The organism is Pontibacter liquoris (genome assembly GCF_022758235.1).
Lineage (GTDB): Bacteria > Bacteroidota > Bacteroidia > Cytophagales > Hymenobacteraceae > Pontibacter > Pontibacter liquoris.
The window spans coordinates 807,639-826,942 of the sequence record NZ_JALEBG010000002.1; the positions used below are offsets into that span (position 1 = coordinate 807,639).

Annotated in this window: 12 protein-coding genes; 6 read left to right on the forward strand and 6 right to left on the reverse strand. The window is 54.3% G+C overall.

Annotated features, from left to right (window positions below):
• The first annotated feature begins 102 nt into the window (after positions 1-102).
• From pafA to LWL52_RS16830, 3 genes are all read left to right on the forward strand, one after another.
• Positions 103-1,809 carry an alkaline phosphatase PafA gene (gene pafA, locus LWL52_RS16820; protein ID WP_242922082.1) on the forward strand — a complete coding sequence of 569 codons (1,707 nt, stop codon included), beginning with the start codon at positions 103-105 and terminating at the stop codon, positions 1,807-1,809.
• Between the two features lie 51 nt (positions 1,810-1,860).
• Entirely contained in the window at positions 1,861-2,436 is a 576-nt protein-coding gene (locus tag LWL52_RS16825; protein ID WP_242922233.1) for an inorganic diphosphatase, read from the forward strand.
• A 122-nt stretch (positions 2,437-2,558) separates the two neighbouring features.
• On the forward strand, positions 2,559-3,473 hold the full coding sequence (locus LWL52_RS16830; RefSeq protein WP_242922084.1) for a UbiA family prenyltransferase: 915 nt from the start codon (positions 2,559-2,561) through the stop codon (positions 3,471-3,473).
• Here LWL52_RS16830 and LWL52_RS16835 read toward each other — a convergent pair.
• Positions 3,460-4,980 carry an NAD(P)H-hydrate dehydratase gene (locus LWL52_RS16835; protein WP_242922086.1) on the reverse strand — a complete coding sequence of 507 codons (1,521 nt, stop codon included), beginning with the start codon at positions 4,978-4,980 and terminating at the stop codon, positions 3,460-3,462. The two genes, LWL52_RS16830 and LWL52_RS16835, sit on opposite strands and share 14 nt — an antisense overlap.
• Before the next feature lie 893 nt (positions 4,981-5,873).
• Complete coding sequence (gene sdaAA, locus LWL52_RS16840) at positions 5,874-6,779, reverse strand: L-serine ammonia-lyase, iron-sulfur-dependent, subunit alpha (protein WP_242922088.1); 906 nt, start codon at positions 6,777-6,779, stop codon at positions 5,874-5,876.
• Positions 6,780-6,986: 207 nt separating this feature from the next.
• On the opposite strand from sdaAA, the gene LWL52_RS16845 reads away from it, so the two are divergent.
• The 3 genes from LWL52_RS16845 (at position 6,987) to LWL52_RS16855 (ending at position 11,975) form a co-directional block, all read left to right on the forward strand.
• Positions 6,987-7,271, forward strand: a complete 285-nt coding sequence (locus tag LWL52_RS16845; RefSeq protein WP_242922090.1) for an acylphosphatase — start codon at positions 6,987-6,989, stop codon at positions 7,269-7,271.
• Positions 7,272-7,633: 362 nt separating this feature from the next.
• Positions 7,634-11,005 carry a ThuA domain-containing protein gene (locus tag LWL52_RS16850; protein WP_242922098.1) on the forward strand — a complete coding sequence of 1,124 codons (3,372 nt, stop codon included), beginning with the start codon at positions 7,634-7,636 and terminating at the stop codon, positions 11,003-11,005.
• Between the two features lie 112 nt (positions 11,006-11,117).
• A complete protein-coding gene (locus tag LWL52_RS16855) occupies positions 11,118-11,975 on the forward strand; it encodes a 3-keto-disaccharide hydrolase (RefSeq protein WP_242922100.1) in 858 nt (285 codons plus the stop codon).
• Between the two features lie 193 nt (positions 11,976-12,168).
• On the opposite strand, the gene LWL52_RS16860 is transcribed toward LWL52_RS16855, so the two are convergent.
• The 4 genes from LWL52_RS16860 to LWL52_RS16875 form a co-directional block, all read right to left on the reverse strand.
• On the reverse strand, positions 12,169-13,092 hold the full coding sequence (locus LWL52_RS16860; protein WP_242922102.1) for a hydroxypyruvate isomerase family protein: 924 nt from the start codon (positions 13,090-13,092) through the stop codon (positions 12,169-12,171).
• A gap of 91 nt (positions 13,093-13,183) precedes the next feature.
• On the reverse strand, positions 13,184-14,068 hold the full coding sequence (locus tag LWL52_RS16865; RefSeq protein WP_242922103.1) for a hydroxypyruvate isomerase family protein: 885 nt from the start codon (positions 14,066-14,068) through the stop codon (positions 13,184-13,186).
• A 50-nt stretch (positions 14,069-14,118) separates the two neighbouring features.
• Positions 14,119-17,220: a PVC-type heme-binding CxxCH protein gene (locus tag LWL52_RS16870; protein WP_242922105.1), complete on the reverse strand. Its 3,102-nt coding sequence runs from the start codon at positions 17,218-17,220 to the stop codon at positions 14,119-14,121.
• A 295-nt stretch (positions 17,221-17,515) separates the two neighbouring features.
• On the reverse strand, positions 17,516-19,303 hold the full coding sequence (locus LWL52_RS16875) for a RagB/SusD family nutrient uptake outer membrane protein (protein WP_242922107.1): 1,788 nt from the start codon (positions 19,301-19,303) through the stop codon (positions 17,516-17,518).
• Position 19,304: the final 1 nt, after the last annotated feature.

The window sequence follows — 19,304 nt, forward strand, 5'->3', positions numbered from 1 at the left end:
TGGCAGTGTGTTACCAAATTGCAAAATGTGCAGCTTTCAGCACCTGTTGTTACTATAAAAGTAGGGTTCTTGTTATATTTGCTGCAACTGACCTATAAACCAATGAGCAAACCTTCTGTCCTGGGGCGTGGCATCTTTGCAAAAGCGGCTTTTGCCTGCTTTGCAGCCCTGAGCGCCTGCGTGGGGATCACCCATACCACTACTGTAGAAAAGGAACCGGCTACCATGGCAACAACCGTCATGCAGCGGCCAAAACTCATTGTAGGCATTGTGGTAGACCAGATGCGCTACGATTACTTGTTCCGCTACTGGAGCAAGTATGGCAACGATGGTTTTAAGAAACTGGTAACGGAAGGGTATAACTTCAAGAACAACCATTATACGTATGTGCCAACGTATACCGGCCCTGGCCATGCGTCTGTTTATACGGGCAGCGTGCCCGCGCTGAATGGCATTGTAGGCAACGACTGGTATAACCGCGCAACCGGCAAGACCATTTACTGCACCGAAGACAATACCGTAAAAACAGTTGGCAGCACCTCTACGGCCGGGCAAATGTCGCCGGCCAATCTGCTCACTACCACCATTACCGACGAGCTGCGGCTGGCAACAAACATGGGGGCCAAAGTCATTGGCGTCGCGCTGAAAGACAGGGGCTCCATCCTGCCGGCCGGCCACCTGGCTAATGGCGCTTATTGGTTCGATTCGCCTTCGGGCAACTGGATCACCAGCACCTATTATGAAAATGACCTGCCTGCTTGGGTAAAGGAATTTAATGCCCGCAAACTGGCCGATACCTACCTGAGCCAGCCCTGGAACACGCTGCTGCCCATTGCGCAGTATACCGAAAGCACTAGAGACGATGCCCCTTGGGAAGGACTGATCGCCGGCGAGAAAAGCCCGGTGTTCCCTCACGATGTACCCGCCCTGCGCGGCAAGGATTACGAACTGATCCGCTCGCTGCCCGCTGGTAACACCATCACCAAAGACTTTGCACTGGCAGCCCTGAAAGGCGAGAACCTGGGCAAAGGCACACATCCTGACTTCCTGGCCGTTAGCTTTTCGTCAACCGATTATGTCGGCCACCGCTACGGACCGAATTCCGTAGAGGCGGAAGATGTGTTCCTGCGCCTGGACAAAGAAATTAGCGAGCTGATCGCGGCGGCTGAAGCGCAGGCCGGCAAAGGCAACGTGCTTTTCTTCCTGACCGCAGACCACGGCGCGGCGCATGTGCCGGCCTTTCTGCAGGAGCACAACATACCGGCAGGCGTATCCAGTTCGGCTACCATCCGCGACTCGGTGGAGGCTTACCTGGATAAAACCTATGGCAAGGGAGAATGGGTGGAACGCTACATCAACCAGCAGGTATACCTGAACAGAAAGTTGGCAGATAGCAAAAAGCTGGACCTGGCAGAAGTGCAACAGCGCGTAGCCAGCTATGTGATGCGCTTCCCGGCGGTGGCCAGCACAGTTACGGCAACGGCCCTGCAGCAAAATAACTGGAGCCAGGGCATGAAGGGCCGGATAGAAAATGGTTATAATGCCCAGCGCTCAGGCGACGTAATCGTGGTACTGCAACCCGGCTGGTTCGAAGGCTATGGCAGCGGCAAACCCACCGGTACTACCCATGGCTCTTACGCCAACTATGACACCCACGTTCCGCTGGTATGGTATGGCTGGCGTGTAAAACCGGGCGAAAGCTCTGAAGAAACAGGAATAACCGATATTGCGCCGACCATTGCCTCGTGGCTCTACATACAGGAGCCGAACGGCAGCGTGGGTAAACCTTTGCAACAATACATGAAATAATAAGCGCGCCTGAAGCAGAAACATTGACGGCGCTTTAAAAAAGAAAAAATGATGAATTTGGAGAATATGGAGAACAACAATCCATGGCATAGTGTGAGTTTCGGTGAAGAGGCTCCTGAGGTGGTTACGGCTATCATTGAGATCCCGAAAGGATCGAAAGCAAAGTATGAACTGGACAAAGACAGCGGCATGTTGAAACTGGACCGGGTACTTTTTTCATCTATCCATTACCCGGCCAACTATGGCTTTATCCCGCAAACCTACTGCGACGACAAAGACCCGCTTGATATCCTGGTGATCTGCTCGATCGACGTGCAGCCCATGTGCCTGATCAATGCGAAAGTAATTGGCGTAATGCAGATGATCGACAACAACGAAGAAGACGATAAGATCATCGCGGTAGCCTATAACGACATGTCGGTGCGCCATATCAACGATATTTCGGAGCTGCCGCCGCACACGCTGCTGGAGATGCGCCGCTTTTTTGAAGATTACAAAAAGCTGGAGCAGAAAGAAGTTATTGTAGAGCAGTTCCTGGGCCGCGAGCACGCCTATAAAATCATTCAGGACAGCATCGAACTGTATAACACCACCTTCGGGGAGCCCCGCCAGGTAAAGTCGTTATAAGTATAAGTGCTTTTGCCTAAAAGCCTGGCGTGGGGAAAACCTGCGCCAGGCTTTTTTGATTTTAAGCAGATAGTTAGAGAACAGTTGAATGGCGGCAGATTTGTTGCGTACTTGCATAGAAGATGGGGCAGAACAGAAGCATCGGCATCAGCGGGCACAAGCCACACACCGCACCGCACCTCTACACGCTGGTGCGCCGGGTGCTGGGTGCACTGCTGTATAGCAATGTCTTTATTTCCTGTTGCGCCTTCAGCCTGACGGTGGAGACGTATAAGCTGGCCAAGCTCCCGGTATCGCTGCCCATGGCGGTATTTGTGTTTCTGGCCACCCTGTTTACCTATAACCTGAGCAGCGTGCAAAGTATGGTGCGCCATCCGCTGCAGCCACGCAATAGGCAAAACCCCTCCTGGGCACAGCGGCACAAACCGGAAATGGCGTTGCTGGGGCTGGCAAGTATAAGCGCGGCCGCCGGGCTATACCTGGCTTTCGACCTGAACATCAATCGTTGGATCATGCTGCACCTGGCCGTCATCTCGATCGGCTACACGGTGCCCATTCTGTATAAATCCCGCCAGCGAAGGCCGCTGAGGAGCGTGCCCCTGCTCAAGGTTTTTCTGATCGCGTATGTATGGGGCGTGGTTACGGCGCTTTTCCCGCTGCTGGATGCCGGGCTGCAGGTATGGGAACCGCAGGCGCTGCTGCTGTTTGTGCGTCGCTTCTTGTTTATCCTGGCCCTGGCGCTGCTCTTCGATATCCGCGATTTTGCCTACGACCAACGCACCAATACGCTTACCATTCCGGGCGTGCTGGGCGTGAAAAGAACCAAGCTGCTCTCGCTTTTGCTGCTGCTGCTGTACGTGGTTGTTTCGGTGAGCTCCGAAACAGGGCCGGTGCAGCTGGCGCTTATTGCCAGTGCCCTGGGCGCGGCTGTGGTGGTGGTGTTCTCCTCCGAAAACAAGCCCCGCGTATACTACGCCCTGCTGGCCGATGGGGCCATGCTGCTGCACGCCGGCCTGATCTATCTTACCCTGCGCTGAGGGCTTGCAACTGCAGAAAAGCCGCGGGCAGGTGGTCTATCACGTCAGAGGCGATCATGCCAACATCTCCTACTGTTTTTAGCGCCAGGTCGCCGGCCAAACCATGCACATACACGCCCAGGCGGCAGGCCTCTTCCAGGGTGTAGTGCTGGGCCACCAGCGCGGTGATGATGCCGGTCAGCACATCGCCCGTTCCCCCGGTAGCCATGCCCGCATTGCCAGTAGAGTTAAAGTATAAATTCCCATCGGGCGTGCCAATGGCCGTATTGCTTCCTTTCAGCACCACGTAGCAGGCATATTCCCGGCAAAACTCCAGCATGTCTTGCAGGCGATCATAATCATTGTTGCTTTTGCCCACCAGGCGCTCAAATTCTTTGGGATGCGGCGTAAAGATCACTTTGTTGCGCGGGAGTTGGGCCTTGAGTTTCTCGCTGCTGCCGATAATGTTGATGGCGTCGGCATCGATCACCAGGTATTGCCCCGAGGTAGCCAGCAGTTGCCCGATGGCCGTTTTGGTTGCCCGCTCAGTGCCAAGGCCTGGTCCCGAGCCTACCACGTTATACTTGTCCAGGTCCTGGGGCAGATGGGAGAGGTGCCTGCGGTTTTGATCGACCAGCGTCATGGCTTCGGGCACGGCTGTTTGCAGAATATCATATCCGGCAGCCGGCGTGTGGACGGTGAGCAGGCCCACGCCGGCCCGGAGGCAGGAGCGGGAAGCCAACACGCAGGCGCCCATCTTGCCGAAACTACCGGCCAGCAGCAGCGCATGGCCGTACGTGCCCTTGTGCGAGAAGCGCTTGCGCGGCTTCAGAAGTTGCTGCACATCTTCCTGCATCGTCAGGTAGTAACGGGTATCCGCCTCCGCTATAAACTTCTCGCTCAGCCCGATCGGCACCACATGCCACTCCCCGACAAACGCCTCGTGCTGGGGCAGCAGAAACGCCAGCTTGGGCAACTGGAAACTAATAGTATAGGTTGCCTGGATAACAGCGCCTTCCTGGGGTGTCTGGCTGTCGGTGTAAAGGCCAGAGGGCAGGTCGATAGCCGTGATGGTAGCGTTGCTTTCGTTCAGGTGGCGGATCAGGGCAGCATAAAGGCCCGTAACAGGGCGGTTCAGGCCGGTGCCGAACAGTGCATCGATCACACAGGCATGCGGGGGAATATTGGGCAGCTGTTTTTCTTCGGTTAGCGGCTGTTGCTTTATTTGCTCCGGCAGCCGTGCCCGGTTCGCTTTAAAGTCAGCTGAAGCGCTGGTCGTATCGCCTACCAGGTATACCTGCACCGGATAGCCCCGCTGGTGCAGCAGGCGAGCCACGGCCAGGCCATCGCCACCATTATTGCCAGGGCCGCAGCACAACAGCACCTCTTGCGTAGGCTGAAACTTGTTCTCAAACCAGCAGGCAAATGCTTTGGCGGCACGCTCCATCAGGTCTAAAGAGGAAATGCCTTCCTCCCGGATAGTAAAAGCATCGGCTTCGCGGGTCTGGGCTGCGGACAGGAGTTTCATGTTGCCGGTTTTAATTTCCTAAATATACTGCTTATGTGGTGTGAAGTTGTTAGAAGGCAAGGAATGGAAGGCGTTGGTGTTGTTGCGTCCGGCAGGGTGGCGGCTGCAGTATACTCTGCGGCGGGTTATTATAATACTTGTTAGCTGCTTTTCTGATGTTTTGGTAGGATACTTCCGTTTATAGTTATGAGTGGCAGTTTGTTGCGCTGTTTTAACCTTTGGCTATACTTTGTAGCTAGCTGTATTCCTCAGTCTTATACTTGCCTTGTTTCATTTAAGCATTGGTGCGCTCCAAGCCCGCGAGGGCTCGTCCTTGCGTTTCGCGCTGTGGCGTGAAGCTGCTCCTCGCTGGCGCTGCGGGCTGCCTTTCAGGCACCGCAACACACCAAGGCGCTCAACCCAAGGACTGGGATCTGTTCGATAGCTGTTGTTTATATTTTAGTTAAAGTATAGGAAGTACAAGGGTTGAATGCCTTTGGTTTGCAACTTAAACCTAGTCCCCCTTTGAAGGGGGTAGGGGGATGTTATCACCTAAACCAGCCTGCCTATACTATAACTAAAGTATACTTGTACTCTTACCACCAATAACTTTAAACAAACTGTCATTTCGACGATAGGAGAAATCTGAAACATAACATATCCATTCAGATCTCTCCTTGCGTCGAGATGACAGAAGGGAAGTGAGTTTCTCTTTTCTAACCTGCATAGAACCCTAACCGCTTATACTTCCCCAGTTGTAACTACAAACTCCCCTCCTTAGACTAGTGAGAACGCGAGTTCGAAGCCAGCGTTCGTAGCTCTGAGGGGCAGGGGTGGTTGGACCCGGACTGAAACCAAACAAAAAGGCAGAAAGCTTTTCAGCCTTCTGCCTTTATACGTTACAAGATCATCCGCTATTCTGCGTCTTCATCCGGCAGGATCTCCACGTCCTGCACCAGCACGAAGTTCTCTATTTCGCGGGCTTTAGGCGTGTTGGCCAGCCCGCCTTCGGCGGTCTCTTTATACTTGCGCTCCATGCTTTCGCCTACCTCGCCAAGGGCCGCCACGCACTGGTCCACCGGAATGACCGCGTTTACACCGGCAATAGCCATTTGCGCTGAGGAGAAAGCAATGGCTGCCGCACTGGCATTGCGTACGATGCAGGGCACTTCCACCAGGCCGGCTACCGGATCGCACACCAGGCCCAGCATACACTGGATGGTAATGGCTACGGCCGTGAAGACTTGGTCGGTGTTGCCGCCCAGGCAATAAACGATGGCACCGGCTGCCATGGCGGCGGCACTGCCGGTTTCGGCCTGGCAGCCGCCCACAGCGCCGGCCAGCGACGCATTCTGCTCAATAATCAGCGCAATACCGGCTGCTACCAGCAAACCTTCGTGAATGCTGCGGTCTTCGAGGCCGTGCAGTTCCTGCAGCGTGGTGAGCGTGCCCGGCAGAATGCCCGAAGCTCCCGCCGTAGGCGCAGCCACCACGCGGCCCATGCAAGAGTTTACCTCCTTGGCGCCCAGCGCCCGCGCTACCAGCAACTGAAACGCCGGAGCGAGCACTGTAACCGGCGATTTGGCTACTTTTTTGGCGCTGTTGTTCACCATGCCCGAGCGGGACCGCATGTCTTCGGTCAGGCCCGTGTGCACGGCGTCTTTCATCACCTCGTAAGCCCGGGCAATATTTTCCCAGATAAACTCCTCGGTGCGGCCTTTCTGTTCTATTTCGTATGTTAAAACGGGCTGGTAGAGCGGCTCGCCTGTTTCGGCGCAGTAGGCTTCCCAACTTTTAAAGTCATTGAATAATAAGGACATAGTCTTAGTTTATAACCCATCCGGCACGCGAAGCGCCAGGGGGCATTAAAGATAAATCAATTTTAAGAATTCAGCCAGTGCTGCTTTTAAGATAACGAAACTTGTCATCGGAATTGTTCTATCCCGGACAAGTATAAATTAATGGGATTAACCAATTGCAGCCGGGTCCGTTTCCTCAGAAACAGATCAGTTTATACCTTATCGCTTATGAAAACCAACAACAAACGCATTGCCCTGCGGGTGCATGGCAACGTACACGGCGTGTTCTTTAGAGCCAGCACCCAGGAAAAAGCCCGGGAACTGGGCCTGACCGGTTTTGTGCAGAATGAGCCTAACGGCACCGTGTACATGGAAGCCGAAGGAGACCCGCTGGCCCTGGAAATGCTCGAAGCCTGGGCACATGTGGGCCCTGAACACGCCACTGTAAAGAAAGTAGAGGTAGAAGAAAAACCGGACCTGGCAGGCTATACCTCGTTTGAGCAGCGGCGGTAGCGAAGTAGCCATAACTTGTTTGTCTCTGACGCAAGTGTCCGCTTGTGCCTGCTGCCTGGCCCGCACAGCAGGCTCTTATACTTTCTTTGTTGTCTTCTCCAGGCTTTTTATACTATCTGAATGGGCTGGGTAAAGTATAAAATGCGGAAAGTTTAAGGCACAAGCGGACGCTCGCACCAGGGGAGTCGGTCCCAGGCTTCTCCCGAAACTCAGAAGTGCAGCCCTACCTTGGATAGGCTCATATTCCTTAACCGGCGCTGAAGTAAGTATAACCGGCCGCTAAATCGTTCATTACAACCCGCATGCTATTGGAAAATAATTTTTTATACTATATTTAGTATATATTCAGAAACCATTAGCGTATGATCTCGCACAAAAGCATGAAACAAAGCGGCTTATCTGTTCTTTTTCTCTTCCTTTTTGCCTTGCTCTTCAGCAGCTGCCAGGACGACAAAACACCGAAGATCCTGGTGTTTAGCAAAACCAAAGGGTATCATCACGCCTCCATTCCAAAAGGCATTGCGGCCATTCAGAAGATAGGAGAGCAGGAAGGCTACCGCGTGGACACCACCACCGATGCCAGCATTTTCCGCGATGAGAATCTGAAGAAATACCGTTCGGTTGTGTTTCTGAGTACCACCGGCAACGTGCTGAACGGCGACCAGCAGGTAGCCCTCGAACGTTACGTGCAGGCGGGCGGTGGCTTTGTAGGCATCCATGCTGCGGCCGATACCGAATACGACTGGCCGTGGTATAACAAGCTGGTCGGCGCTTATTTCCTGAGCCACCCCCAAAACCCCAATGTGCTTAAAGCGACGGTGGAAGTAACCGACACGGCCTTTGCGGCAACAGCCGGTTTGCCCCAGCGCTGGGAGCGCACCGACGAATGGTATAACTATAAAAATATCTATCCGGACCTGAAGGTGGTGGCCGTGCTGGACGAAGACACCTACGACGGTGGCGAGAACGGGGAAAATCATCCCACAGCCTGGTACCACGACTTTGATGGCGGGCGTGCCTTTTATACCGGAGGCGGCCATACGGACGAAAGCTTTAGCGAACCCCTGTTCCTGAAGCATCTGGCGGGCGGTATCCGCTATGCCATGGGCGACAGCACGGCCGTGCTGGATTACTCAAAAGCTTATGCGGTAAAAGTGCCCGAAGAGAACCGCTTTACCAAGGTCATCCTCTCAAACGATTTAAATGAACCGATGGAGCTGGCTGTGGCACCTGATGGCCGTGTGTTCTTTATCGAGCGAAGCGGCAACCTGTATCAGTACGATCCGGCTACAAAACAAACCAAAGTAGCGCACCGGTTTGCCGTATTGCCCGAGCCTGACCGGGTGCATGGCAATGGCCTGCTGGGTATCACTGTAGACCCCGATTTTAAAACCAACAACTACCTCTACCTCTATTACACGCCTGACGGCCAACCAATCGAACAGCTGTCGCAGTATGTTTCACGGTTCACGATCTCCAAAGATGGTGCACTGGACCTCAAATCAGAAAAAGTGGTGCTTAAAGTGCCCATCGATTTGGAGGTAAGCGCCCACACCGGCGGCTCGCTGGCCTGGGACAAAGACAAGAACCTTTACATTTCTACCGGCGATAACACCGTTCCGTTCGAGTCGAGCGGTTATGCGCCAATTGATGAAACGCCGGGCCGCAAAACCTTCGATGCCCAGCGCTCTTCCGGTAACACCAATGATCTAAGGGGCAAGATCCTGCGCATCCACCCCGAGCCGGACGGCACTTATACGATTCCGGAAGGTAATTTATTTGCGAAAGGCACGGCACAAACCCGCCCGGAGATTTACGTGATGGGCTGCCGCAACCCGTACCGCATCTCTGTTGACCAGAAGACCTCTATTGTATACTGGGGCGAGATCGGACCTGACGCCGGTGAAGATGGCAAGCAGGGCCCGCGCGGGTATGATGAGTTTAACCAGGCCAAAAAAGCCGGCAACTATGGCTGGCCATACTTTGTAGGCAACAGCAAACCCTACCACGACTATGATTTTGCCAGCAAAACCGTAGGCGAACTGGCCAACCCGAAGGCGCCTGTCAATACCTCGCCCAACAACACGGGCCTGAAGCAGCTGCCACCCGTACAAAATGCCATGGTCTGGTATCCGTATAATGCCTCGGAAGAATTCCCCGACCTAGGCGAAGGTGGCCGTTGTGCCATGGGTGGCCCGGTGTATCATTACCAGGAAGCCCTGAACTCGAAAGTAAAGCTGCCGGCATACTACGACAAGGCCCTGTTTGCCTACGACTGGATGCGCAACTGGGTGTATGCGCTGCGCCTGGACGAAAACCAGCAGTATAAACGCATGGAGCCCTTTATGCCGGTAACCGGTGATTTTAAGCGCCCCGTAGATATGGAGATCGGGCCGGATGGCGCCATGTATATGCTGGAATATGGCTCCGTTTACGGCGTGGATAACCCCGATGCACGCCTGGTGCGCATCGAATTCAATGCTGAGAACCGTGCCCCGGTGGCACAGATCAGTGTGGAAGATTCTATCGGGCAGGCACCGCTTAAAGTGGCTTTCAGCAACAAGAGCTTCGACTTTGACGAAGATGATAAGCTTACGTATGAGTGGCGCTTTGAAGGAAACAAAGTAGGATCGACGGAGGCCAACCCAAGCTATACTTTCCAAAAGAACGGCGTGTATAAAGCCATCCTGAAAGTAACCGACCCGTCCGGCAAAACAGACCGCGACACCTTCGAAATAAAAGTAGGCAACACGCTGCCGAAAGTGGCGATCAGTACGCCCGATAACAGCACCTTCTTTTTCGACAATGCCAACCTGCGCTACAACGTGGCGATTCAGGACAAGGAAGACCCGGCTATTGCCGCCGACAGGATGCTGGTAACCCTGACCTATATTCCGAAAGTGAAAGATCAGCAGGCCTCGGCCGGGCACCAGGACTTGAAAGCTGCCCCCGTAAACCTGGGCAAAGCGCTGATGGAAAGCAGTGACTGCAAAGCCTGCCACCAGATCGATAAGAAATCGGTTGGGCCCGCCTTTATGCTGGTATCCCAGAAGTATAAAGGCCAGCCAAACGAAGTAGCCCGCCTGGCTAACAAGGTGATTACCGGCGGTGGCGGCGTTTGGGGAGAACATGCCATGAATGCCCACCCGCAGTTATCGCGCGAGGAGGCAACCGAAATAGTAAAGTATGTGCTCTCGCTCTCGGAGCAGCCTGCCAACCAGCGCCTGCCGCAGCAGGGAAGTGTGGCCCTGAAGGAGCATATGGCCAAAGGCGGCCAGGGTCGCTATGTATTGCAGGCTTCGTATACCGATAACGGCGGTGCCATTGTGCCGCTCACCGGCACCGATGCGCTGGTACTGCGGCCGGCACGAGTGCTGGCCGCACAAGCCGATGTTTTACGGAACATAGAGCGCCATGAAAACCAGCTGGGCGCCATTCACAATAGATCATACTTTGTGCTGAAGAACATCGACTTGCGGGGCATCCGTACGCTGGCGTACCGGTACTCGTCCAAAGACAAGGATGCTACCCTGGAGGTGCACACCGGCTCCGCCAAAGGACCTGTAATAAGCACGCTGCACTACAAGGCTACCGGCAACTGGGATACCTATAACGTGGTATCGGCACCGGTTACCGCCCCTGACGGCAAAAATGACCTGTACTTTGTGATCAAAAAAGAGCAGGAGCCCAACCAGCATTTATTTAACCTGGACTGGATAGAATTTAAACGATAGAAACAAGGTATAGGGCGCTTTCCAGAAAAAGGCGTCCTATACCTTATATTACCACGCTGCCCTGAAAGTATAAATACCAGACCCGTATAAATCAAACCTTACCGGAGAAGAAATGAAGCTAAGAATGTTCCTCAGTACCTGCCTGGCATTGGCGTGCCTGTCCTGCTCCACCCAACAGCAACAAAACGCACAAGACGACGATGGTTGGGTGAAGCTTTTTAACGGCAAGGACCTGAATGATTGGGAGGTAAAGATCAAGGACCATGCGCTGAACGAGAACTTCGGGAACACGTTTCGGGTGGAAAACGGGAATTTAGCGGTCCGCTACGACGGGTATAAAAACTTTGATGAGCAGTTCGGCCACTTGTTCTATAAAAAGAAGTTTTCGGATTACCTGCTGGTGATGGAGTACCGCTTTACGGGCGAGCAGGCCACCGGCGGCCCCGAATGGGCCTACCGGAACAGCGGCGCGATGCTGCACTGCCAGCCGGCCGCCACGATGGGCCTTGCCCAGGACTTCCCGATCTCGCTGGAGGCGCAGCTGCTGGGAGGCAACGGCAAAGACCCCCGAAGCACGGCCAACCTGTGTACGCCCGGCACCAACGTGATGCTGCAGGATACCCTCTTTACCCCCCATTGCATCGATTCCAGCTCTAAAACCTACGCCGGCGACCGCTGGGTACGCGTGGAAGCGCTCGTGCTTGGGGATTCCATCATCAAGCATATTGTGGAAGGCGATACGGTGCTGGTCTATACCAAGCCGCAGATTGGGGGAGGCAATGTGAGCAACTATGACCCGGCCATCAAAAAGGATGGGCAGCCCTTAACAGAAGGCTATATCGCGCTGCAAAGCGAAAGCCACCCGGTGGAGTTCCGGAAAGTAGAGCTCTTTAACCTGGAGAAGTATAGAAATGATCCGCAGCAGCTGAAGCAGGTATTGCATCAATTGCAAAAACGCAAAGATCATTAACAGCTTTCAACGCTGCAGCAGTTGCTTTCCCGGGCAAGTATAAGGTGCAAACGTCAAACCACTTCAGGTATAACATCCTCATCAAAGAAGAACTGCGAAGGACAACCATTCAAATTCATCCAAGGCCTTATACTTTGATAAGGTTATTGCATCCTATACTTCGTTTCCTGCTCTTCCCGGCGCTACGATACCTTTATGCCTGGCTGAAGCTGTCTGCCTCGCGGTAAGCTTTGATGAGCGCGAGCTCTCCGGCCTTGCCTTCTTTGGCTTTCCCGTGTTCCATACCCATAATGCCTTTGTACCCTTTCTCGTGGACGTGTTTGAACACGTTTCTGAAGTTGATCTCGCCTGTGGAGGGTTCGTTGCGGCCCGGATTGTCGCCAATCTGGATGTAGGCAATCTCATCCCAGCAGCGGTCCAGGTTGGCGATCAGGTTGCCTTCGTTGCGCTGCATGTGGTAAATGTCGTAAAGGATCTTGCAGGAGGGGCTGTTGACGGCCTTGCACAGGTTATAAGTCTGGTCTGAGTTGCGGAGAAAAAGGTCGGGTGTGTCGCTCAGCGGCTCGAGCACCATCACCAACCCATGCGGCTCAAAAATGGCAGCTGCCTGACGCAAGGCATCTGTAATATTAGCTGTCTGGATGCCCATGGGCAGGTTGCGCTCATAAAAGCCGGGCACCACCGTCATCCATTTGGCATTGCAGCGTTTGGCTACGTCCACGGCTTTGCGGCAGGTGCTCAGAAATTTGTCTTTGAACTCCTGCTTGCCCGTAGCCAGCGATGTTTTCCAGTTATCGCCGCCATCGATCACAAACACGCCCATCTGCATGCCCAGTTTCCCGAGCAGCTCGCCTATGCGCTGCTGCTCTGCGGCAGGCCTGTTCAGCATGCCATTATCCTCCAGAGAGCGGAAGCCCTGTTCGTGCATAAACCGGATCTGGTCCAGGAAATCCTTGCCGGCATGGTTGGCAAACATCCCCTCGTGCGGGGCATAATTGAGGTTGAATGGCTTCCCTGCTTTCTTAGCGGCAGGTGTGTTGGCTGCAATCGCCGCAGCACCGCTTGCCAAGGCTACGCCGGCCAAAAGGCTGCTCTTCAAAAATTCGCTTCTACGCATCTTGTTCCCAGGCTAAAAAGCTGCAGCAATACCAGGTATACCTGTTACTGCTGCAGCTTTTGATTATACTTCATTTAAGTGCTGGTGCTGTTTATACATCACAGATCATCACGCTTTCCTGCAGCGATACAAGCGGCGTTTTGGACTTCGGAATAAATTCCTGGGCCACATAGCCTTTGTAGCCTGTGTCCACAATGGCCTGCATAATAGCCGGATAGTATAGCTCCTGGGTGTTGTCGATCTCGTTTCGGCCGGGCACGCCACCGGTATGGTAATGCGAGATATAGGGGTGGTTTTCCTGGATTGTCCGGATCACGTCGCCTTCCATGATCTGCATGTGGTAAATGTCATAAAGCAGCTTAAAGCGGTCCGATCCCACCATTTTCGCCAGCTCCACGCCCCACTTGGTATGATCGCACATGTAATCCTTGTGGTTCACTTTGCTGTTGAGCAGCTCCATCGACAGCGTTACCTTGTGCTTTTCGGCCGTCTTCATCAGGCGCTTCAGGCCTTTGGCGCAGTTGGCCATGCCCTGCTCATCGCTCATGCCGTTGCGGTTGCCCGAAAAGCAGATCAGGTTGTTGAGGCCGGCCTTGGCCACCTTCGGGATCATCGCCTCATAGCGGGCCACCAGTTCGTCGTGGAACTTGGGGTCGTTAAATCCTTCGGTCAGGCTCTTTTCCGCTCCCCAGGCCATGGCGCAGGTCAGGTCATACTTCTTCAGCGTAGGCCAGTCGTCGGGCCCCAGCAGCTCTATGGACGAAAGGCCCATTCCCTTGGCTGCTTTGCAGAGGTCCTCGAGCGGAATATCGTTGTAGCACCACTTGCAAACCGAGTGGTTGATCCGGCCTTTGAGTTTTACTTCCTTCATTTCAGCAGCTCTTAGTTGTTCGGGCAACAACATAGCCGTGGCGAGCACAGCGGCCCCTCCTGCCATGTTCCGGAGTGCGGTGCGCCGCGTATAGCGATTTTCCATTTTAATTTTCCTTTTAAAGTGTAAGCTACAAGTTTTTTTCAGATGTCCGCTTATTTGCTGGCAACCGCTTTAGTGGCCGGCTTTTTAAGCGAATACAGGTACTCCACCAAATCTACCAGCTGCTGCTCCGACATACCTTGCTGCAGGTTGGCAGGCATAATAGAGTGCTCCATCTGCGTTTTAGAAGCTATTTTGGCTTTCTCGTAGCGGTTCTTTATGCCACCCGGGCTAACCAGCTCAATAGCGTCTTCTGTCTCGCTGGCGATAATGCCGGCTACTTCGCTGCCATCTTTCAGCTTCAGCAGGTACCCTTCATAACCAAAGCTGATGCCGGCATCCGGGTGCAGGATGGACACATACAGGGCGTCTTTGGTGAGCTTGCTGCCGATCTGGGTCAGGGCCGGGCCAAAGGCAGTACCTTCTTTGCCGGCCTGGTGGCACACGCTGCAGGTTTGCAGGAATACCTGCTTGCCTTTTACCTCAGAGCCCGGGCGCATGGCCAGTTCACTGATCGGCGGCAATGGCTTGCCATCTGTGGCATTGGCCGGCTTCAGATACCGCAGGGCTTCGTCGCGGATGCCCGTGCGCATGGCACCGGCCAGCGCTACCGATGCCGTTGGCTTCAGCTCTTCGGGTAGTTTGCCGTCCCGCACCACGTTCATCAGCCGTTCTTCGCCGCTCCAGCCTGTGCCCAGCGCCTTTACGGCTACTTTCCGAATGGCCATGTCGCCTGACTTATCCATCATAACCGACTGGATCAGGTCCAAAGATTCGTTGCTGCCTACGCGGCTCAATGATCGGAGCACCGCGGTTGCTTCGCCTTCTTTCTTACTGCTGATTGATTTTTTCAGCAGGGGCGTTCCGCCTGCGTTCAGCAGCAACCGGGTTGCCTCCACGCCCAGGCTGCTGTCGGGGTGGGCTAGTGCCAGCTGCAGCAGTTCTTCGTTCTGGTTGCGGAGCTTATAGCGGCTCACAAGGTCCACAAACTCCTGCGTTCCTTTCAGCTCAGCCAGGGTACGGTCCAAGGCAGCTTTTGCTTTGGGTGATTTTTGCAGGCTCTCGGGGGTAAGGTGGTTCAGGGCAATCTTCGATACTTCAGCTTTGTGCGGTCCCTGGTCGTCGAGCAGGGTTAGCAGTGTTTGCTCTTTAGCCGGGTCATCTATAAAATCGAACGCCCTGAAATACTTTGCCCGGTCTGCGGACGAGGTGCCGCCGTTGGTGATGTTTTTGGCAAGGTATGGCAGCGCGAGTCCGGTTCTGGAACGCCAGATAATATCCTGGCTGGCTTTGTCTGCCAACGCGTTACCGGCTTTCTGCTGATAAGCTTTAAAGAACGTGTCCCACTGCTCGTCGGCGCCGATGCCTAAGGCTTCCAGGTACCAGCGGTCTTTGCCATCATACTGCTGCGCCAACTGCACCCAAATGGCCGGCGCCTCCGCCGACTTGTTATGGCGCAAGGCAATGGCTGCTTCGCGGCGTACCTGCGGGCTCTTGTCGTTTACCAGTTGCTTTACATACGGGATGATATCTTTAGCTTCCTGGCGGGCGATCCGCAGGCCGGTAATACGCATGTCCGGTTTCTTATCTTTCAGGGCCTGTTGGATGTAGGTGTCGCTTTTACCGTCGATCTTGGCCAGCAGCCACAGGGCTCTTGCCCGCATGCGCTCGTTATCCGATTTCCAGAGTTGCTGAAGGGCTGGTTCCGCTTTAGCGCCCCAGGTGTGTAGTTTGTCCCAGGCCAGGTAGCGCGTAGCCAGGTTTGGGCTCTGCAATGCTTTCACGGCTCCTTCCGGCGAGGTCAGGTCCAGCTTGGGCGTTTTGTAAGGTGTTGCCGGCGGAGCGATCCGGTAAATTCGTCCGCGATTCATGTCGGCCATTTGGTGGCCACCCACACCCGGATCATACCAATCAGCCACGAAAATAGAACCGTCCGGGGCTACGCTCAGGTCGGAGGGGCGGAACCACTGGTCGCGTACGCCTTCTACCAGCGGCACGATGCGGGCTTTATACCCGGCGCCGTCCTTTGTTACCGGGTACGCTCTCACCACATTGGGGCCGGCATCGGTATGGATCATCTGGTTGCGGTATACTTCGGGGAGCAGGTTGCCTTCGTAGATCACCATGCCAGTAGGCGAACCGGCGCCCGTTTGCAGCAGGTTGGGTATACTTCCGGGGTCGTTCAGGTGCCAGTGCTGTTTAGGGATCTCGGTTTCCATGTTGGTGCGACGCGACCGCCAGCCGGCGCCGGTCATTTCATCCGTATACCCATAGTTGCCGAACTCCATCACATAGTTGATGCGCACACCCTGGTTGCCATCGTCGTCGTTGTCGGACTGCCACAGCGTGCCGTAAGAGTCCACAGCGGCCTCGTAGTTGTTGCGGAAGTTGTGCGCCAGCACTTCAAACTCGGTGCCGTCCGGGTTCACCCTGAAAACCATACCCTGGCGGTAAGGCTTGCCGCTGTTGTTTACCGTTTTGCCATCCTTGTCCACCACCGGCTTTCCGTTGCGGTCCATGATTTGCTTGCCTTCGTTGCCGAAGTTGAAGTATAACTTGCCGTCCGGCCCAAAGGTGAACGAGTGGATGGCGTGGTCGTGCTGCACGCCGCCTAAGCCCGAGTAAAGCACTTCCTTTTTATCGGCCACATCATCGCCGTTGGTATCGGTAAACATAAACACGTTCGGGCTGCTGGATACGATCACTTTGTTGCCCAGTACGGCCACACCTAGGGCGGCATTGATGTCGGTGCCCTGGTAAAACACCTTAGCGGTATCGGCGCGGCCATCATTGTTTAGGTCTTCCAATATAAGGATGCGGTCGCCTTCTGCCCGTTTCGGATTGGTAGGGTTAATCTCCGGGCGGTAATTGTATGCCTCGCACACCCACACGCGGCCTTTGGCGTCCACGTCCATGTTGGTAGGGTTGCCCATCATGGGCTCAGAGGCAAAGAGTTTTACCTGCAGGCCTTCGGCCGCTTTCAGACCCAGTTCTGCGTTCTCCGGCAGCCTTTTCTGCGCTTCGGTCAGCTTGTCGTATGCGGCATCCCGCTCAGCTTCAGATTGTTCTTTTGTAGCTGTTTGCTGCGAGTTGTTGCAAGCTGGTAAGGCCAGCACACTCAGCAGGACAGCCACTGAAAGTATATTCCTTTTCATGGAAGTAAGTGTTATGGTTCAGTAATTCGATGTCTTATTTTGCTACAGGCTGCATTGCTGGCCCGTTATTTTCTGCTCCTGTAGGGAAAGCATGCTCTTTTAAGCGTCCGCTATACTATAAAATGTTTTACCTGCCTGTAATACAGCATTCTAAGAGAAGTAAGTCTACCTGAAAAGAGGACCAGGACAGTACAAACGCTTGTCTCTTTTAGGTCAATTATATCATCTAAATAAAAGGATAAAGACAAGGGAGCCGGTAGCAGGAGCGGCTCTCTTGTCTTTTCTCAGGTTGAGCTTAATACAGCGGGTTTTGGATCAGCTTCGTGTTTCTGTTCATTTCATCCAGCTCGATTGGCAGGAAGTAAAACCGCGGATTCCATTCCCTGTCCTGTATCTTGATCTTAGAATAAGTGCGGTTGGAGATGGCACCATTGGCAGCCATGTTTCCGGTAACGCTTACACCGGTGGCATTTTCATAAGCCTTCTCCCCGATCATCCAGCGGCGAACATCAAAGAAACGCTGTTCTTCATAGGCTAGCTCTACGCTACGTTCGTTTCTGTAACGCTCCAGCAAGGCCTGGCCGCTTTCTGTTACAGGTGGCATGCCGGCCCTGGCTCTTACCTGGTTGATGTAGGTGCGGGCTTCTTCCTCCTGGCCCAGGCCTAGGCAAGCTTCGGCATAGTTCAGCAATATCTCGGCATAGCGGAATCTGCGGAAAGGCAGCGTCTGCTTGTTATACTGATGGTCTACCTTGGGATCAATAAACTTGCGCAGGTAATACCCGGTATAGGAGCCGTTCCAATCTTCGATCGGTCCTTTGCGGGTATCCAGGCCCGGCACCACCGTGCCATCCGGCTTTTTATAAGAGCCCACCTGCACAATGCCCAGCGGGTCTGCGGCCTGCACATCTGCCGGACGCGGGCGCCATTGGGCACCTTCATACAGGATGCTGGCGTAAAAGCGGGGGTCGCGGTTCTCATACGGGCTGGCTTTATGGGCCGGGTTATCCCAGCTGAATTTAGTACCGTCGCTCATTTCATACCTGTCCACCAGCTGCCCTATCGGAGAGCTCTCGCCCCAGTTATGCCAGCCATTCGGGCCTGTAAACAAGCCGGGGTTCGGCGCATCCCAGTTTCCGTTGCGCAGGTTGTCGTTAAACTGCAGGAAGATGTCTTCGGAGTTGCCATTGTTCAGGAAGATGTTGGCATAATTGGCCGTTGCTTCTTCCGGGGTGGAGGGGCTGGCTGCGCCATACAGGCTATACATGCCCAGGTCCATCACCGCTTTGGCAGCATCCTTGGCGGCCTGCCAGCGGGCGTTGCGGTCGCCGCCGGTATAGCCTACCAGTTCCGGGTTGCTATAGCCAGCTGCCCACGACGCATTGGTGTTATGCAGGTCGCTGGCGGCATATAACAGTACCCGCGATTTCAGTGCCAGGGCCGCTCCCTGGGTTGCACGCGCTTTATCGCCGGAAGGAGACAACAAGGCCGCCGCTTTATCGCACTCTGACGCGACGAAGGAAATAATTTCTTCATACGAATTGCGCGGAGCCGTAAAGTCGTCGTTGAGGGTGTAGGTTTTGGTGATCAGGGGCACACCGCCGTACAGGGCAGCCAGGCGATGATAGAAGTACGCTCTCAGGAAGGTTACCTCGCCGATCAACTGGTCTTTCTGCGACTGCACCTCAAAAGGAACGTCCTCTATTTTCTCCATGAACAGGTTACAGGCCCGGATATTTTTATAGGTGCTGTTCCAGGTCATATACCGCTCATGCGACACCCAGAAGCCGGGTCCGAAAACGGCCAGGTAGCTGGGTGTGATCTGGCTCTTGGTTACGTTCTCGGTTTCCCAGCCAGCGTTAAACTGCGCCTCGTCTACCAGGTTGGCCAGCATAATGGTATGGAATGGGCTTGGTATGCCCAGGTAAATGTTGTTTACAAAGGTCTCTACCAGGGCAGGGTCCTGCCAGACCGCGGCATCAGAGTAGCTTTCTAAGGGCGTTTGCTCCAGGATGTCCGGATCGCAGGAAGTAGTGCCTGCCAGTGCCAAAGCGATAAGGATGGGATATATTCTCTTTTTCATG

What these genes read in the sequence shown, in the direction of transcription:
- LWL52_RS16875 (WP_242922107.1), bottom strand. Translation starts at nt 19,303, where the DNA reads ATGAAAAAGAGAATATATCCCATCCTTATCGCTTTGGCACTGGCAGGC.
- LWL52_RS16830 (WP_242922084.1), top strand. Translation starts at nt 2,559, where the DNA reads ATGGGGCAGAACAGAAGCATCGGCATCAGCGGGCACAAGCCACACACC.
- pafA (WP_242922082.1), top strand. Translation starts at nt 103, where the DNA reads ATGAGCAAACCTTCTGTCCTGGGGCGTGGCATCTTTGCAAAAGCGGCT.
- LWL52_RS16825 (WP_242922233.1), top strand. Translation starts at nt 1,861, where the DNA reads ATGAATTTGGAGAATATGGAGAACAACAATCCATGGCATAGTGTGAGT.
- sdaAA (WP_242922088.1), bottom strand. Translation starts at nt 6,779, where the DNA reads ATGTCCTTATTATTCAATGACTTTAAAAGTTGGGAAGCCTACTGCGCC.
- LWL52_RS16870 (WP_242922105.1), bottom strand. Translation starts at nt 17,220, where the DNA reads ATGAAAAGGAATATACTTTCAGTGGCTGTCCTGCTGAGTGTGCTGGCC.
- LWL52_RS16835 (WP_242922086.1), bottom strand. Translation starts at nt 4,980, where the DNA reads ATGAAACTCCTGTCCGCAGCCCAGACCCGCGAAGCCGATGCTTTTACT.
- LWL52_RS16865 (WP_242922103.1), bottom strand. Translation starts at nt 14,068, where the DNA reads ATGGAAAATCGCTATACGCGGCGCACCGCACTCCGGAACATGGCAGGA.
- LWL52_RS16850 (WP_242922098.1), top strand. Translation starts at nt 7,634, where the DNA reads ATGATCTCGCACAAAAGCATGAAACAAAGCGGCTTATCTGTTCTTTTT.
- LWL52_RS16845 (WP_242922090.1), top strand. Translation starts at nt 6,987, where the DNA reads ATGAAAACCAACAACAAACGCATTGCCCTGCGGGTGCATGGCAACGTA.
- LWL52_RS16855 (WP_242922100.1), top strand. Translation starts at nt 11,118, where the DNA reads ATGAAGCTAAGAATGTTCCTCAGTACCTGCCTGGCATTGGCGTGCCTG.
- LWL52_RS16860 (WP_242922102.1), bottom strand. Translation starts at nt 13,092, where the DNA reads ATGCGTAGAAGCGAATTTTTGAAGAGCAGCCTTTTGGCCGGCGTAGCC.